We start from the raw sequence: 15185 nt of genomic DNA, 5'->3' as shown, positions 1-15185 counted from the left end.
TCAGTCCCGGGGATCGTCGGGGTCGAGGCCGTGCAGGGGGAACAGTGCACGGCGGGAGTCGACGACGGCGCCGTCGACCCGGTCTGTGGTGACACCGTCGCCCCAGGGCACGAAGGCGGGGTCGGCGCTGTCGGTCATGGCGACGGGCAGGGGCTGGCGGGTCAGGGTCGTGGCGTGCGCGGTCCAGCCCGCCGGGATCGGCCGGCGCGGGTCCAGGTCCCGGTCCAGGGCCGTGGCCAGCAGGTGCGTCCAGGAGCGCGGGACCACCCGGAACAACGAGTACCCGCCGCCGCCGAGGACCAGCCACTTGCCGCCGGCCATGGTCTCGGCCAGCTCGCGCAGCGTGTGGTAGATCGCCCGCTGCCCGTCCACGGACAGCTCCAGGTTGGCCAGCGGGTCCTCGGCATGGGTGTCCGCGCCGCACTCGGTGACCAGGATCTGCGGGCGGAACTCCTTGAGCAGCGACGGGACGACGGCGTTGAACGCCCGCTGCCAGCCGGCGTCGCCCGTGCCCGGGGGCAGCGGCACGTTCACGGCGTAGCCCTCGCCCTTGTCCCTGCCGAACTCCCCGGGCCAGCCGGTGCCCGGCCAGAGGGTCAGCGGGTGCTGGTGCATGGAGACGGTGAGCACGCGCGGGTCGTCGTAGAAGGAGGCCTGCACGCCGTCGCCGTGGTGCACGTCGACGTCCACGTAGGCGATCCGGTCGTAGCCGTGCTCCAGCAGCCACGCGATCGCGACCGAGCAGTCGTTGTAGACGCAGAACCCGCCCGCGCGGTTCCGCATGGCGTGGTGCAGCCCGCCCGCCAGGTTGACGGCCCGGTCCGCCCGGCCCTCCGCGATCTCCCGCGCCGCGGCGATCGAGCCGCCGCAGATCAGCGCGCTGGCCTCGTGCATCCCGAAGAAGATGGGGTTGTCGTCGGTGCCGAGCCCGTGGCCGACGTCGAAGGGCATCTCCGGGGCCGAGCGCACGGCCGTCAGGTAGGACGGGTCGTGCACCCGCAGGAGGTCCTCCTCCGTCGCGGGCTCGGGGACCAGCAGCTCGACGTCGTCGAGCACGCCGAGCTCGGCGGCCAGGCGCATCGTCAGGTCCAGCCGCACGGGATTGAGCGGGTGGTCCTCCGACAGCTGGTAGCTCAGGAACTCCGGTGTCCAGACGACCGAGGTGCGGGGACTCATGACGCGGACGCTAGGCGATCGGGGCGCGCGCGGCCACGCCTCCCGGAGAGCCGCGGTCGCCCGCGGCGGGATCTCACCACGGTCATCCCGCCTCCGGTCCGGTCGCCGCGGGCCGGTCCGGGTCCGTCGACCAGTCCGACCACGACCCCGCGTAGAGCGCCGCGGGCTTCTCCGGCGCCGTCAAGCCGGCGTGCTCCAGCGCCAGGACCAGGGACGACGCCGTCACCCCGGAGCCGCAGTAGGCCCCGACGGCCTCGGGCCCGGAGCCGGGCTCGACGCCCAGCTCGCGGAACCGTTCGGCCAGGTCCTCGGGCTCCTGCCAGCGCCCGTCGTGGCCGGCGTTCCCGGCCGAGGGGGCACTGCGGGCGCCGGGGATGTGCCCGGCCCGCGGGTCGACCGGCTCCGCCTCGCCCCGGTAGCGCTCCCCCGCGCGGGCGTCGAGGAGCACCCCGGAGCGGGCCAGCGCCGCCGCCCCGTCCGCGTCGAGCACGGGCATGCCGCCCGGCCGGACGACGACGTCTCCGGGCTCCGGCGCCGGCTCCTCCGTCGAGACCGGGAGCCCCTCCTCGCGCCAGGCCGCCCAACCTCCGTCGAGCACCGCGACGTGGTCCGCGGACAGCCCGGCCCAGCGCAGCAGCCACCACGCGCGGGCGGCGACGGACCCGTCCGCGTGGTCGTAGGCCACCACCCGCGAGCCCTCCGAGATCCCCGCGCGCCGCAACACCTCCTCCAGCCGCGACGGCTCCGGGAGGGGGTGCCGGCCGCCCGTGCCGGGCGGCGCGGCGAGCTCGGTGTCGAGGTCGACGAACACCGCGCCGGGCACGTGCCCGGCGGCGTGGTCCGCGCGTCCGGGAGGGCCGCCGAGCCGCCAGCGGACGTCGAGCACGACGGGCCGGTCGGCGGAGCCGCGTTCCAGGTCGGCGGCCAGGTCAAGGGGGGAAACGAGGACGGACACCCCACCATCCTGCCCGGGCGAGGGGCGACGGCCGACGGGGCGCCGCACAGCTAGACTGGGTCGACAACGAAGAGGGGTCCGGCTGTGAACGAGTTGATCGACACCACCGAGATGTACCTCCGAACGATCTACGAGCTCGAGGAGGAAGGCGTCGTCCCGCTGCGCGCGCGGATCGCCGAACGTCTCGGGCAGAGCGGTCCCACCGTGAGCCAGACCGTGGCGCGGATGGAGCGGGACGGGCTCGTGGTCGTCGCCGGGGATCGTCATCTCGAACTGACCGAGAACGGCCGCGCGCGTGCCGTGGCCGTCATGCGCAAGCACCGGCTGGCCGAGCGGCTGCTCACGGACGTGATCGGACTCGAGTGGGAGCTCGTCCACGCCGAGGCCTGCCGCTGGGAGCACGTGATGAGCGAGGCGGTCGAGCGCAAGCTCGTCCGCCTCCTGGACAACCCGCAGGTCTCGCCCTACGGCAACCCAATCCCCGGCCTGGACGAGCTGACGGTCGAGCCCGAGCTGGCCGAGGCCGCCGCGCGGCACACCGCCTCCGCGCCGCCCACCCTCGAGGTAGGCCTGCAGCGCCTGGACGAGTTCGCCCGCCGCGGCGGCGGCAAGGTCGAGGTCCGGCGGATCGCCGAGCACGTGCAGGTGGACGCGGACCTGATGGGCGAGCTGAAGCTGGCCGGCATCGTGCCCGGCAAGGGCGTGGACGTCGCGGCCATCCCCCGCTTCGGCGACGCCGTGTCCGTTACCTCCGACGGCGAGACCGCACCGGTGGGGCCGCTGATCGCCCACGCGGTGTTGGTCCGCGCCGTCTGACCGCACCACCGAGACGAGCGTCGCGCCGCCCCTCCCGACATGCTCGTCACCCGATCGAGTGCCCCGGCCATCCGGCCGGGGCACTCGTCGTTGCAGGCCCCGTCCCGGGCCGGATGCCCGTGACACCGCGGGGCGTGAGACCGTTCGCGCAGCGAGTCGACCCCCCAGGAGGACCTTGTGAAGCTGCTCGTCACCGGTGGCGCGGGCTACGTCGGCAGCGTGTGCGCGGCGCATCTGTCCGAGGCCGGGCACGAGGTCGTCGTGCTCGACGACCTGTCCACGGGGCACCGCGACGCGGTCCCGGACGGGGCCCGGTTCGTGGAGGGGAACCTCGCCGAGATCGCGGGGACGGTGCTGGGCGAGGGCGGTTTCGACGGGGTCCTGCACTTCGCCGCGCGGTCGCTCGTGGGCGAGTCCGTGGTGCGGCCGGAGCTGTACTGGGACAACAACGTCATCGCCGCGCTCCGGCTGCTGGAGGCCATGCGCGAGCACGACGTGCCGCGGATCGTGTTCTCCTCCACCGCCGCCACCTACGGCGAGGCCGAGCAGGTCCCGATCCTGGAGTCCTCGCCCACCCGGCCGACGAACCCGTACGGCGCGAGCAAGCTCGCCATCGACATGATGCTGACCTCCTACGCCACCGCGTACGGCCTGGCGGCGACGAGCCTGCGGTACTTCAACGTCGCCGGTGCCCACGGCCGCTACGGCGAGCGGCACACGCTCGAGACGCACCTGATCCCGATCGTGCTGCAGGTCGCCACCGGGCACCGCGAGTCCGTCGCGATCTACGGCGACGACTGGCCCACCCCGGACGGCACCTGCATACGGGACTACATCCACGTCGACGACCTGGCCGAGGCCCACGCGCTCGCCCTGGCGAACGCGGCCCCGGGCCGGCACTCGATCTACAACCTCGGCAGCGGTCAGGGCTTCTCCGTCAAGGAGGTCGTCGAGGCCTGCCGTGAGGTCACCGGCCACCCGATCCCGGCCGCGATCGCACCGCGACGCGCCGGGGACCCGGCCGTGCTGATCGCCTCCAGCGCGGCGGCGGCGGCGGAGCTCGGCTGGCAGCCGACGCGGACGGACATCCGGACCATCGTCGGGGACGCCTGGCGCTTCACCCAGGACCGCCTGCCCGTCTGAGGTCACCGGAGATCCTCTCGTCGGAGGTCCCGGGGCAGGGTCGTCTCCTCGAGCCACCGGCGGATCTCCACCGGCCCCATCCCTGAGTCCAGGGCCTGGCGCAACAGGAGCGCGAGCCGGTGCCCGGGGCACGCCCGGTGCGCCCGTTCGAGGGCGATGTTCGCCAGCGCGCCGTCCCCGCGCAGCAGGGCGCTGACGGCCAGCAGGGCGGCGGGTTCCGCGGCCTCCGGAGCGGGGGTCTCCCGCGCGAGCGCAGCCCACAGCTGCTCCGCGGCCGGTGCCTGCGACCCGGCACAGGCGGCGAGGGCGATGTCCCGCACAGCGGGTTCCTCGAGCGCCGCGGACAGGGCCAGGACCAGCGCGTCGTCGACCATGAGCCGGCAGGCCGCGGCGTCGTCGAGGGCGGCCTGCAGGGCGGTCCAGTGCTCCGCGAGGGTGCTCGTGCGGGCCTCGTCGGTCCACCGGTCCCGCTCCTTCGCCCGGCGCGCCAGGACGTCCCGGGACGCGGGCACGACCTGCTGTTCGAGCTCTTCGCGCGAGGCGCGCACGACGGTCCCCCGGGCCACCGCCGCCGCGGCGAGCGGAGTCGACGAGGGGTCCGGGACGGCTCCCGTGCAGCCGCACGGGTCGACCGAGGGGTAGCAGGCCCACGGGTCCCCGGCGGCGGTGCCGCCCGCCCAGACCACGGTGTGCGCCCTCAGCCCGACGACGGCGAGCGCGGCCACCATCGCGGTGGCGGCCTCGCCCCGGCGCGGGTGCGCGGGACCGCCGCCGCCCTGCACGACGACGACCGCCACGCTCGCCGGATCCCCGTTCAGGATCGCGTCCGCGGCCGTCTCGCAGACCACCGCGAGATCCTCGCCGACGCCGGGCGGGGGCAGGTCCACGCGCAGCGTCAGCCCGATCCGCCGCCCGGACGGGCCGCCGGTGCCCACGAGCACCACCGAGTCCCGGGGGTGGAACCCGAGCAGGACCGGGATCGCGGCGATGAGCTCGCCGGGGTCCCGCACCCGGAGCGGTGGCGGATCGGAGGAGTCGAGCGGTGCAGGTGCTGCGGTCATGGAGGCAGCGTCCGGCCGCGCACCGACGGTCCGGAAATCGCGACGATCTCGGTTGTGGACAGCGGTTCGCCCGCCGGTCCTGACCCGTTCGGAGGCCCCGAAATCCCGGCCTGGGGATGAATCGCCCCTACGGACGCCACTGAGCAGCGGTCCTGTCGTCGCACAGATGTAACGTCCTCCGGTTGCTCCGCCGGTCCGTGACGGGGAACGCTGACGGAGCGTGTGGTCACCCCGGCCGCGCGGACGGAACTTCCGACAGCACGCGAGGGGACGGTCGGTGTACGACTACGACCTGCTGGTGATCGGTTCGGGGCCGGGCGGACAGAAGGCCGCGATCGCGGCGGCGAAGCTCGGCAAGCGCGTCGCCGTCGCTGAGCGCCGGGACATGATCGGCGGCGTCTGCGTCAACACGGGCACCATCCCGTCGAAGACGCTGCGCGAGGCCGTGCTGTACCTGACCGGCTTCGCCCAGCGGGACATGTACGGCGCGAGCTACCGGGTCAAGTCCGAGATCACCATCGCGGACCTGATGGCGCGCACCCAGCACGTCGTCGGGCACGAGGTCGAGGTGATCCGCAACCAGCTCATGCGCAACACGTCGACATCCTCGGCGGCACCGCCCAGTTCGAGGACCCGCACACCGTCACCGTGCACGGAGCGGCCCGCGGGGACCACAACACCGTCACCGCGGACAAGATCGTGATCGCCACCGGCACCCGGCCGGCACGCCCTCCGGAGGTGGAGTTCGACGACGAGGAGTACCACGTCGTGGACTCCGACGCCGTCGTCAGGCTCAAGCGCGTGCCCACCTCGATGGTCGTGGTCGGCGCGGGTGTCATCGGCATCGAGTACGCCTCGATGTTCGCCGCGCTCGGCACCAAGGTCACGGTCGTCGAGAAGCGGACGAACATGCTGGAGTTCTGCGACCCCGAGGTCGTCGAGTCGCTCAAGTTGCGACCAGGCGGTGACCTTCCGCTTCGGCGAGGAGGTGTCCAGGGTGGAGAACACCGCGAAGGGCACCGTCACGACGCTGGCCAGCGGCAAGAAGATCCCGGCGGACATGGTCATGTACTCGGCCGGCCGGCAGGGCGTCACGGACGAGCTGCACCTGGACAAGGCGAACCTCACCGCGGACAAGCGCGGCCGGATCTCCGTCGACGAGCGCTACCGCACCGAGGTCGGGCACATCTACGCCGTCGGGGACGTCATCGGCTTCCCCGCCCTGGCCGCGACGAGCATGGACCAGGGCCGGCTCGCCGCCTACCACGCGTTCGACGAACCGGCCCGGGAGCTGCACGGTCTGCAGCCGATCGGCATCTACACCGTCCCCGAGATCTCCTACTGCGGGAAGACCGAGGCGGAGCTGACGGGCTCCTCCACCCCGTACGAGGTGGGGATGTCCCGCTACCGCGAGCTCGCCCGCGGCGCGATCGTCGGGGACTCCTACGGGATGCTCAAGCTGCTGGTGTCCACGGAGGACCGCACCCTGCTCGGCGTGCACGTCTTCGGCACCAACGCCACGGACCTCGTCCACATCGGCCAGGCGATCATGGGTTGCGGCGGGACCGTGGACTACCTGGTGGACACGGTCCTGAACTACCCGACGCTGTCCGAGGCCTACAAGGTCGCGGCGCTGGACGTCACGAACAAGATCCGCGCGCTGCAGGCGTACAGCTGACTACTCGGCGACCGCCAGCGCGTCGATCTCGACCAGCATGACCTCGTGCGGGAGGTCGACGAAGACGGTGGTGCGGGCGGGCAGCGCACCGCTCGGGACGTGCTCGGCGACGAACTCCCCGTAGACCTCGTTCATCAGCGGGAAGTCCTCCCGCTTCGTGAGGTAGACGCGGAACATCAGCACGTCCTCGACCGACGAGCCGCCGGCCTCGAGGATCGCCCGGACGTTCTCCAGCGTGCGCCGGGTCTGGACGCGGACGTCGCCCTCGCCGATGTAGGTGTTCGACTCAGGGTCCATCGGTCCCTGGCCGGAGACCTGCAGCAGCCCGCCCTTGCGCACTGCCTGGCTGAAGGTGTGCGCGGGCGCCGGGGCGGCGTCGGTCTTGACGACGGTCTTGCTGTTCATGCGGGGCGGCCTTTCGAGGTGGTGACGGATTCGAGGTGCTCGGGGGTTGCCAGCCGTGGTCCCGGGAGATCCGGCCGGTGACGGCCAGCAGTGAGGGGACCAGCTCGACGAGCTGGTCGTAGGTCATGACGATGTCCGGGACGGAGACCGACACGGCGGCGACGGCCCGGCCCGAGGCACTGCGGACGGGCGCGGAGATGCAGTTGATGGAGCGCTCGTTCTCCTCCCTGTCGTGCGCCCAGCCCTGCTCGCGTACGCGGGCGAGCTCGGCCAGGTAGTCCTCGCGCGTCACGAGGGTGTTCGGGGTGGCCCGGGTGAACTCGACGGCGCTGAGCACCTGCTCGAGCTCGGCCGGCGGCAGGTCCGCGACCAGCGCCTTCCCCGCGGCCGTCGAGTGCACCGGCGCACGCAGGCCGATCCGGGACGCCATCCGCACGTGGTCGTGGGACTCGAGCTTGTCGATGTAGACGATCTCGCTGCCCACCAGCTCCGAGAGGTGCGTCGTGCGGCCGTGCTCGGCGTTGAACACCGCCAGGTGCGGGGCCGCGATGCCGCGGACCTCGCGCTGGTCCAGTCCGCGCGAGGCGAGCTCGAAGACCGTGGCGCCGAGGTGGTAGCGGTGGTTGCCGTCCCGGTAGACGAAGTGGTCCTCGGCGAGGGTGCGCAGCAGCCGCAGGACCGTGGTCTTGTGCACGCCCAGCGCGCCCGCCAGGTCGTCCAGGGACGCGGGCCCGGCACCGAGCCGGACCAGGATCTGCAACGCCTTCCCCAGACTGGCACTCATCGGGTCACCTCCTTCACCCCCGCCGCGGACACGCGGACGTCCGCCCACTCCCGCTCCGTCGAGTCGAGGAGCCGGCCCAGCATCGCCGCAGGCAGCGGCGTCGCGGAGTCCCCGGGGACGGTCAGCACCGCCGCCGCGCCGAGGTGCCCGCGCCGCAGGCATCGCTCGATCGGCTCGCCCCGGACGAGCCCGGTGAGCAGGCCCGCGGCGAACGCGTCCCCGGCCCCCACCGGCTCCAGGACCTCCACCGCGAGCGCCGGTTGCGCGACGACGCTCCCGTCCCGCGCCGCGGCGAGCGCCCGGTCCGCACCGTCCTTGACAATGAGCAGTTCCGGCGCGGGGAGCAGCCGCCGCAGCGCCGCCGGATCGTCCGTGCCGAACACCCGCCGCGCCTCGTCGCCGCCCACCAGGACGACGTCCGCGAGCCCGGCGAGCCCCACCACGACACGAGGGTCCCCGGACGGCCACATCTGCTCGCGCCAGTTGACGTCGAACACCGCGCGCCCGTTCCGCGGCGCGGCGAGCAGGGCCTCCATCAGCTTCGCGCAGGGCTGCGACAGCGCGGCGGTGATTCCGCTGACGTGCACGAACGCGGCGGCGGCGAGGCGCTCGCGGACGGCGGGCCGCGCCAGGAAGCCCGGCCCCATGCCCGCGGCGGCCGAGCCCGCGCGGCGGTAGTGCATGCGCGACGACGGCTCGCCGTCCGGCCCGATCGCCACGGTCTTCGCGTAGCACCCGGTCGGCAGGGCCGGGTCGATCTCCACGGCGCCGACGTCGACCCCGCGGCCCTCCAGCTCGGACATCACGACCGCGCCGAGCGCATCGTCACCGAGGCGACCGATCCACGCGACAGGGGTCCCGGCCCCGGCCAGGCCGAGCGCGACGTTCACCTCGGCGCCCGCGGCGCGCGCCATGTCGGGGGCCGGTTCGCCGGTGGGCACGTCCGGGAGCAGCGCCAGCGCCTCGCCCAGACACACGACCGTCGGCTGCATACCTCGAACCCCCGCACGTTGACGCTCTGCCGGCGGCGATGCTACAACCAGCGCAGCATATTCTGCAACGCACGTTGCATAGCACGCAACGCACGAGCTGAACGCACCTGTCGTCCGAGGAGACGCACCATGACCGGAACGACCAGCCCGCCGGCGCACGCGACCACCGACCTCCGGCCGGGACCGCTGGCGAAGTCCCTGCCGGACGCGGCGGGCGACGTGACCGTCGGCGAGTTCCTCGCGACCGGGCCCCGGCTGTCCGCGTTCGGCACCCCGCTGCTGGTGCTCACCGGGTCGGCGCTGCGGGAGAACGCGGAGCACATGGCGGCGTGGTGCGCCGAGCGTGGCGTCGGCCTCGCTCCGCACGGCAAGACGACGATGGCGCCCGCCCTCTGGGACCTCCAGCTGCGGGCCGGCGCCTGGGGCATCACGCTCGCCACGCCGTCACAGGTCAAGGTCGGGCTCGAGTCCGGGCTCCGGCGGATCATGCTCGCGAACGCGCTGGTGGATCCCCACGGCGTCGCGATGGTCGCGCGGGCGCGCGATGCCGACACCGAGCTGGAGGTCCTGAGCTGGGCGGACTCGGTCGAGACCGTCGCCGCGATGGAGCGGGCGCTCCCGATGAGGCCCACCCGGCCGCTCACCGTGCTGGTCGAGCTGGGTGCTCCCGGCGGGCGGACGGGCGCGCGCAGCCGCGCGGAGGCGGAGGCCGTCGCGGCGGCGATCGTCGCGAGCCCGGCCCTCGCGCTCGGCGGCGTGAGCGGCTACGAGGGCGCGCTCGCCCATGACGCCTCCCCCGCCGCGCTCGACGCCGTGCGGCGCTATCTCGGGGAGATGGCGGCGCTGCACCGGAGCCTGCGCTACGAGACGGACGAGGTCGTCGTCACGGCGGGGGGCAGCGCCTACTTCGACGACGTCGCGGACGTCCTCGGCCCGCTCGCCGACGACCGCACGCAGGTCCTGCTGCGTTCCGGCGCCTACCTCGTGCACGACGACGGCTTCTACCGTGGCATCTCACCCTTCTCCCGAGGCGCCTCGACCCCCTTCCGCTCCGCGATGCACGCGTGGGCCCGCGTCGTCTCCCGCCCCGAGCCGGGCCTGGCGTTGCTCGACGCCGGTAAGCGGGACGTCCCGTTCGACGAGGGCCTGCCCGAACCGCAGCTCCTCGCGGACTCCCTCGGTGCCCCCGCCACCTCGCTGACCGGTGAGATCACCGCCGTCAACGACCAGCACGCGTTCCTGCGCACCGAGGACCCGATCCGCGTCGGGCAGGTCGTGCGGCTCGGCCTCTCCCACCCGTGCACGGCCTTCGACAAGTGGCGGTGGATCCCGGTGGTCGAGAGCACCGAGGAGGCCGACCCGGTCGTCGTCGACCTGGTCAGGACCTACTTCTGATGCGCACCCTCATCCGCGGGGCCACCGTCGTCGACGGCACGGAGAGCCCCCGCTACCGCGCGGACGTGCTGCTCGACGGCGGCCTGATCGCCTCGATCGGCGGCGACGGCACGGCCGACCGGGTCATCGAGGCGGACGGGCTCGTCCTGTCCCCCGGCTTCATCGACATGCACGCCCACTCGGACCTCCAGATCCTCACGGCGCCGGACCACCTCGCGAAGATCAGCCAGGGCGTCACCACCGAGCTGCTGGGCCAGGACGGGCTGTCCTACGCCCCCGTCGACGACGCCGCGCTCGCCGTCCTGCGCCGCAAGATCGCGGGCTGGAACTCCGATCCGCAGGACTTCGACATCTCCTGGCGCAGCGTCGGCGAGTACCTGGACCGCCTCGACCGCGGCATCGCCGGCAACGCCGCCTACCTCGTTCCGCACGGTGTCGTCCGCGCGCTGGTCTGCGGCTGGGACGACGTGCCCGCGAGCGCCGCGGACGTCGAGGCGATGCAGCGGATCGTCCGGACCGCGATGGAGCAGGGCGCCGTCGGCATGTCCGCGGGGCTGACCTACACCCCCGGGATGTACGCGGACAACGCCGAGCTGCTCGCGCTCTGCCGGACGGTCGGTGAGCTCGGCGGGCTCTTCGCGCCGCACCACCGCTCCTACGGCAGGGGCGCGCTCGAGGCCTACGCCGAGATGATCGACCTGACGAGCCGGGCGGGCTGCCCGCTGCACCTCTCGCACGCGACGCTGAACTTCGGCCCGAACAAGGGCCGCGCGGGCGAGCTGATCACGATGCTCGACGACGCCATCGCGGCGGGCGCGGACATCACCCTGGACACCTATCCGTACCTGCCCGGCGCGACGACGCTGTCCGCGATCCTGCCCAGCTGGTCGTCCGCGGGCGGGCACACCGCGACGCTGGACCGGCTGCGGGACCCGGCCGCGCTCGCCCGGATCCGGGAGGACCTCGAGGTCCACGGCTCCGACGGCTGCCACGGCGTGATCGCCGAGTGGGAGACGATCGAGATCAGCGGGGTCACGAACCCGGCGCTCGGCCACGCCGTCGGCCGGACGATCGAGGAGCTGGCCGAGGGGAAGGACCCCTTCGACGTCTGCGTCGAGCTCCTCCTGGCAGACGACCTCGGCACCGGGATCCTGCAGCACGTCGGGCACGAGGAGAACGTGCAGGCCATCATGCGTCACCCCCGGCACACGGGCGGGAGCGACGGCCTGCTGGTCGGCGCCAAACCGCATCCGCGGGCGTGGGGGACGTTCCCGCGCTACCTCGGCCACTACTGCCGTGACCTGGGCATGTTCTCCCTGGAGGAGTGCGTCGGACACCTCACCGGCCGGGCCGCGGCCCGGCTCCGCCTGCACGACCGCGGCCTCGTCCGCGAGGGCTACGCCGCGGATCTCGTCCTGTTCGACCCGGACGTCGTGGCGGACACCGCGACGTTCGCGGACCCGGCCCAACCGGCCGCCGGGATCCCCTACGTGATCGTCAACGGCGAGCTCGCGATCGAGGACTCGCACCGGACCGACGCCCTGGCCGGGCGCGCGCTGCGCCGCCGGCCGGACGGGAGCACCTCATGACCCACCTGATGCAGGACCGCGTGCTCGCGGTCGTCCGCGCCGAGCGGATCCCGGACGCCGCCGCGCTCTGCCGCGCGCTCGCGGCCGGCGGGATCCGGACCGTCGAGCTCACCTTCACCACGCCGGGCGTGCTCGACCACCTCCGGGCGGCGGCGGGCGAGCCCGGCGTCGACCTCGGCGTCGGGACCGTCCTCACCGGGGACCAGGCCAAGGCCGCGATCGACGCGGGCGCGACGTTCCTGGTCACCCCCGGTCTGCGACGGGCCGTGGCCGACGTCGCCGTGGCCGCGGGCGTCCCGGTGTACCTCGGCGCGTTCACCCCCACGGAGGTCGCCGAGGCGATGGACCTGGGCGCGAGCGCCGTCAAGATCTTCCCGGCCGGGCGGCTGGGCCCCGCCTATCTCCGTGACCTGCTCGGCCCCTACCCGCACGCGCGGCTGCTGCCCTCCGGCGGCGTCTCCACGGACAACGCCGCGGAGTTCCTCGCCGCGGGCGCCTCGGCCGTCTGCGCCGGGACCTCCGTCGTCCCCCCGGCCGCCGTCGCGGCCGGCGAGTGGGACCTGATCACCGACCGCGCCCGGGCCTTCGCGGCCGCCCTCACCCCTTCCCGGCTGGAGAGCTGATGTCCTTCGTCGACTGGCTGCAACACGACACGGCAGGCCTGCTCACACTCGCCGCCGTGAGCGTGGCGGTCCTGCTGCTGCTCATCATCAAGCTGAAACTCGAACCGTTCGTCGCGCTGATCGTGGTCGGCGTCGCGGTGGCGCTGGTCGCGGGACTCCCGGTCACGAAGCTGGTCGGGACACCGATCAAGTCCGCGGACTCGCTGCTGGAGACGGGCTTCGGGAGCATCCTCGGGCACATCGCCCCGATCATCGGGCTCGGCACCGTGCTCGGCGCGATCATGGAACGCTCGGGCGGCGCGGACGTGCTCACCACGCGCCTGCTCAAGCTCTTCGGGCCGAAGGGCGCGCCGCTCGCGATGGGCCTGACCGGCCTCATCCTCGGCATCCCGGTCTTCTTCGACATCGGCATCTTCGTGCTCGCGCCGCTCGTCTACGTGGCCGCGAAGCGCGGTGGACGCTCGCTGGTGCTCTACGCCCTGCCGATGCTCGCCGGCCTGTCCATGACGCACGCGTTCCTGCCGCCGCACCCGGGGCCGGTCGCCGCGGCCGGGCTGCTGGGCGTGGACATGGGCTGGATCATCATCATGGGCCTGATTTGCGGGATTCCCGCGTGGCTGGTTAGTGGGGTGTGGTGGGGCTCGTTCGTCGGGAAGCGGATCGACGTCGCGGTCCCGGAGGAGTATGTCCCCGAGCTGCCCGACGGCCGTTCGCCGCCCGCCGGCGGCTCCTCCCCCGCCGACGACGCCGACGGACCGACGGGCCGTGGTACCGCCACCGCGACCGCCGTCCGCACAACCCGCCCGCCGTCCGTGGGCCTGATCGGCGCGATCATCGCCGTGCCCCTGGTGCTGATCCTGGGCGCGACGGTCGGCACGATCGCCCTCGCCGAGGACTCGGCGATCCGCTCGGTCCTGCTGTTCCTCGGCACGCCGGCGATCGCGCTGACGATCGCGGTGCTGCTGGCGATGTACCTGCTCGGCCTCCGGCGGGGCATGACCGTCGTCGAGCTGGGCCGGATCACCGGTGAGTCCCTGAAGCCGATCGGCATGATCCTGCTCGTCGTCGGCGCGGGTTCGTTCTTCGGCGCGGTGCTGCGGGCGACCGGGGTGGGCGACGCGCTCGCCGGCTCGATGACGGCGATCGGCCTGCCGGTGATCGTCTCGGCCTACCTGATCGGCGCGGCGCTGCGGCTGGCGCAGGGCTCGGCGACGGTCGCGATCGTGACGACCGCCGGGATCATCGGCCCGACCGTCACCTCGGGCGGGTTCTCCCAGGCGCAGGTGGCGCTGATCGTCGTCGCGGTGTCCGCGGGCTCGATCATCGCCAGCCACGTCAACGACGGCGGGTTCTGGATCGTGTCGAAGTACTTCAACATGTCGGTGAAGGACACGCTGAAGACCTGGACGGTGCTCGAGACGATCCTGTCCGTGGTCGGCTTCGCGATGGCCGGCCTCGTCTGGCTCGTGGTCTAGAGCCTGTGGATCACGTGTAGCGGAAGCCGCGCTCGTCCAGCCACGGCTGCGGGTTGATCTTCGTCCCGCCCGGGGTGATGACCTCGATGTGCAGGTGCGGTCCGGTGGACTCGCCGCGGTTGCCGACCTCGGCGATCTGCTGGCCGGCCTGCACCTGCTGTCCGACGCTCACGAGCGAGCGGTTGATGTGTCCGTAGACGGTGATCGTGCCGTCCGCGTGCTGTACCCGGACCCAGAGGCCGAAACCGCTGGCCGGGCCGGAGCTGATGACGGTGCCGGCCAGCGGGACGTTGATCGGGGTGCCGATCGGCGCGGCGATGTCCATGCCCATGTGCGGCGTGCCGCCGCGGATGCCGAAGCCGGACGAGACCCGTCCGACGACCAGCTGGACCGCTCCCTTGGCTGCCGCCGGAACGGCGGCCGCGACGGTGTTCGCCTGCTGCGTCGTCAGCCGCACTGCGGCCTCCGCCGTGGCCTTCTGCTCTGCCTCCGCAGCCTTGACGGCCTCGGCCGCCTTCCGCGTGGCGGCGGCGGTCTGCTGGTGCAGCCCGGCGGCCTTGACGAGGTTCGCGACGTTCGGGGACTCGGCGACCGGGGCGGCGGCGGCCGGGGCCGTGGCGAGGGCCGCGATGGCGGCGCCGTCCACGGTCGGCAGGGCCTCCGCAGCGATCGGGGCCTCTGCACCGATCGGGGGCAGGGCCGGAGCCTCGGCGGCGACGGCGTCCGTCGTCGTGAACTCCGCGGCGCCGAGCAGCATGGTGTCCACGCCGATGTCCGGGAGGGTGCCGGCGTAGGCGGCCTGGCCCACAGCGGCCAACGTGCCACCGGCGACGGTGACCGCGGCCATGCGGGCGAGCAGGGACGGGGTGAACCCTGCGGTGGTGGACCGGAGCGTGTCACCGGTCCTCGACGCCGTCACGAGGACGGGCAGCGAGGAGCCGACGATCGCGCGACGGCCCCGGGGGGAGCGATGCCGTGCCACGTCTTTCTTTCCTTCCGGATCACCGGCGGCCGGACGACCCGTGGGGAGCGGGCGAGCGACTGGGGTTCGACTCGAGTCCGTTTCGTGACCGCGCCGTGATCCGGGACCGAA

At 73.4% G+C, this 15185-nt stretch carries 13 protein-coding genes and 1 pseudogene; 7 read left to right on the top strand and 7 right to left on the bottom strand.

Translation table 11 applies throughout. From position 1 onward, the window contains the following. A complete protein-coding gene (locus tag JWP64_RS25310; protein ID WP_297502047.1) occupies positions 1 to 1176 on the bottom strand; it encodes an acetoin utilization protein AcuC in 1176 nt (391 codons plus the stop codon). An 82-nt stretch (positions 1177 to 1258) separates the two neighbouring features. Beyond that, positions 1259 to 2131 (bottom strand): sulfurtransferase, encoded by an 873-nt coding sequence (locus JWP64_RS25305; protein WP_297502044.1) that lies wholly within the window; start codon positions 2129 to 2131, stop codon positions 1259 to 1261. Between the two features lie 84 nt (positions 2132 to 2215). Between JWP64_RS25305 and JWP64_RS25300 the strand changes: the two genes are divergently transcribed. Together JWP64_RS25300 and galE are read left to right on the top strand one after the other, a co-directional pair. Then, positions 2216 to 2947: a metal-dependent transcriptional regulator gene (locus JWP64_RS25300; protein WP_297502042.1), complete on the top strand. Its 732-nt coding sequence runs from the start codon at positions 2216 to 2218 to the stop codon at positions 2945 to 2947. A gap of 177 nt (positions 2948 to 3124) precedes the next feature. Then, positions 3125 to 4090 carry a UDP-glucose 4-epimerase GalE gene (gene galE / locus JWP64_RS25295; protein WP_297502039.1) on the top strand — a complete coding sequence of 322 codons (966 nt, stop codon included), beginning with the start codon at positions 3125 to 3127 and terminating at the stop codon, positions 4088 to 4090. A gap of 2 nt (positions 4091 to 4092) precedes the next feature. Here galE and JWP64_RS25290 read toward each other — a convergent pair whose 3' ends face one another. Then, positions 4093 to 5151 (bottom strand): DUF4192 domain-containing protein, encoded by a 1059-nt coding sequence (locus tag JWP64_RS25290; RefSeq protein WP_297502038.1) that lies wholly within the window; start codon positions 5149 to 5151, stop codon positions 4093 to 4095. Between the two features lie 277 nt (positions 5152 to 5428). On the opposite strand from JWP64_RS25290, the pseudogene sthA reads away from it, so the two are divergent. Continuing rightward, positions 5429 to 6829 (top strand): annotated as a pseudogene (sthA, locus tag JWP64_RS25285) (Si-specific NAD(P)(+) transhydrogenase). Here sthA and JWP64_RS25280 read toward each other — a convergent pair. Genes JWP64_RS25280 through JWP64_RS25270 form a run of 3 tightly spaced genes read right to left on the bottom strand, consistent with a single transcriptional unit; the run spans position 6830 to position 9010 of the window. Continuing rightward, on the bottom strand, positions 6830 to 7234 hold the full coding sequence (locus tag JWP64_RS25280; protein ID WP_297502036.1) for a RidA family protein: 405 nt from the start codon (positions 7232 to 7234) through the stop codon (positions 6830 to 6832). It abuts the pseudogene before it with no gap. Continuing rightward, positions 7116 to 8018 carry an IclR family transcriptional regulator gene (locus JWP64_RS25275; RefSeq protein WP_297502033.1) on the bottom strand — a complete coding sequence of 301 codons (903 nt, stop codon included), beginning with the start codon at positions 8016 to 8018 and terminating at the stop codon, positions 7116 to 7118. The genes JWP64_RS25280 and JWP64_RS25275 overlap by 119 nt, the downstream gene beginning before the upstream one ends. Beyond that, positions 8015 to 9010 carry a sugar kinase gene (locus tag JWP64_RS25270; protein ID WP_297502030.1) on the bottom strand — a complete coding sequence of 332 codons (996 nt, stop codon included), beginning with the start codon at positions 9008 to 9010 and terminating at the stop codon, positions 8015 to 8017. The genes JWP64_RS25275 and JWP64_RS25270 overlap by 4 nt, the downstream gene beginning before the upstream one ends. Positions 9011 to 9139: 129 nt before the next feature. Between JWP64_RS25270 and JWP64_RS25265 the strand changes: the two genes are divergently transcribed. From JWP64_RS25265 to JWP64_RS25250, 4 genes are read left to right on the top strand one after another with little or no spacing between them, the layout of a single operon-like run. Next, positions 9140 to 10405 (top strand): alanine racemase, encoded by a 1266-nt coding sequence (locus JWP64_RS25265; protein WP_297502028.1) that lies wholly within the window; start codon positions 9140 to 9142, stop codon positions 10403 to 10405. Next, positions 10405 to 11994, top strand: a complete 1590-nt coding sequence (locus JWP64_RS25260; RefSeq protein ID WP_297502025.1) for a D-aminoacylase — start codon at positions 10405 to 10407, stop codon at positions 11992 to 11994. The genes JWP64_RS25265 and JWP64_RS25260 overlap by 1 nt, the downstream gene beginning before the upstream one ends. Continuing rightward, positions 11991 to 12617, top strand: a complete 627-nt coding sequence (locus JWP64_RS25255) for a bifunctional 4-hydroxy-2-oxoglutarate aldolase/2-dehydro-3-deoxy-phosphogluconate aldolase (RefSeq protein WP_297502022.1) — start codon at positions 11991 to 11993, stop codon at positions 12615 to 12617. Before JWP64_RS25260 ends, JWP64_RS25255 begins: the two co-directional genes overlap by 4 nt. Continuing rightward, on the top strand, positions 12617 to 14092 hold the full coding sequence (locus tag JWP64_RS25250; protein ID WP_297502019.1) for a gluconate:H+ symporter: 1476 nt from the start codon (positions 12617 to 12619) through the stop codon (positions 14090 to 14092). Before JWP64_RS25255 ends, JWP64_RS25250 begins: the two co-directional genes overlap by 1 nt. A 10-nt stretch (positions 14093 to 14102) precedes the next feature. Here JWP64_RS25250 and JWP64_RS25245 read toward each other — a convergent pair whose 3' ends face one another. Next, the gene (locus JWP64_RS25245; protein WP_297502016.1) at positions 14103 to 15074 is read right to left on the bottom strand and encodes a M23 family metallopeptidase; all 972 of its coding nucleotides are present in this window, start codon (positions 15072 to 15074) and stop codon (positions 14103 to 14105) included. Positions 15075 to 15185 lie beyond the last annotated feature (111 nt).

The sequence above is a fragment of the Pseudonocardia sp. genome (assembly GCF_025465255.1).
Classification (GTDB): Bacteria; Actinomycetota; Actinomycetes; order Mycobacteriales; family Pseudonocardiaceae; genus Pseudonocardia.
The sequence above is the reverse complement of the archived record's forward strand: the minus strand, read 5'-3'. Positions and strand labels throughout refer to the sequence as shown.

What these genes read in the sequence shown, in the direction of transcription:
- JWP64_RS25310 (WP_297502047.1), bottom strand. Translation starts at nt 1,176, where the DNA reads ATGAGTCCCCGCACCTCGGTCGTCTGGACACCGGAGTTCCTGAGCTAC.
- JWP64_RS25290 (WP_297502038.1), bottom strand. Translation starts at nt 5,151, where the DNA reads ATGACCGCAGCACCTGCACCGCTCGACTCCTCCGATCCGCCACCGCTC.
- JWP64_RS25280 (WP_297502036.1), bottom strand. Translation starts at nt 7,234, where the DNA reads ATGAACAGCAAGACCGTCGTCAAGACCGACGCCGCCCCGGCGCCCGCG.
- JWP64_RS25275 (WP_297502033.1), bottom strand. Translation starts at nt 8,018, where the DNA reads ATGAGTGCCAGTCTGGGGAAGGCGTTGCAGATCCTGGTCCGGCTCGGT.
- JWP64_RS25270 (WP_297502030.1), bottom strand. Translation starts at nt 9,010, where the DNA reads ATGCAGCCGACGGTCGTGTGTCTGGGCGAGGCGCTGGCGCTGCTCCCG.
- JWP64_RS25265 (WP_297502028.1), top strand. Translation starts at nt 9,140, where the DNA reads ATGACCGGAACGACCAGCCCGCCGGCGCACGCGACCACCGACCTCCGG.
- JWP64_RS25260 (WP_297502025.1), top strand. Translation starts at nt 10,405, where the DNA reads ATGCGCACCCTCATCCGCGGGGCCACCGTCGTCGACGGCACGGAGAGC.
- JWP64_RS25255 (WP_297502022.1), top strand. Translation starts at nt 11,991, where the DNA reads ATGACCCACCTGATGCAGGACCGCGTGCTCGCGGTCGTCCGCGCCGAG.
- JWP64_RS25250 (WP_297502019.1), top strand. Translation starts at nt 12,617, where the DNA reads ATGTCCTTCGTCGACTGGCTGCAACACGACACGGCAGGCCTGCTCACA.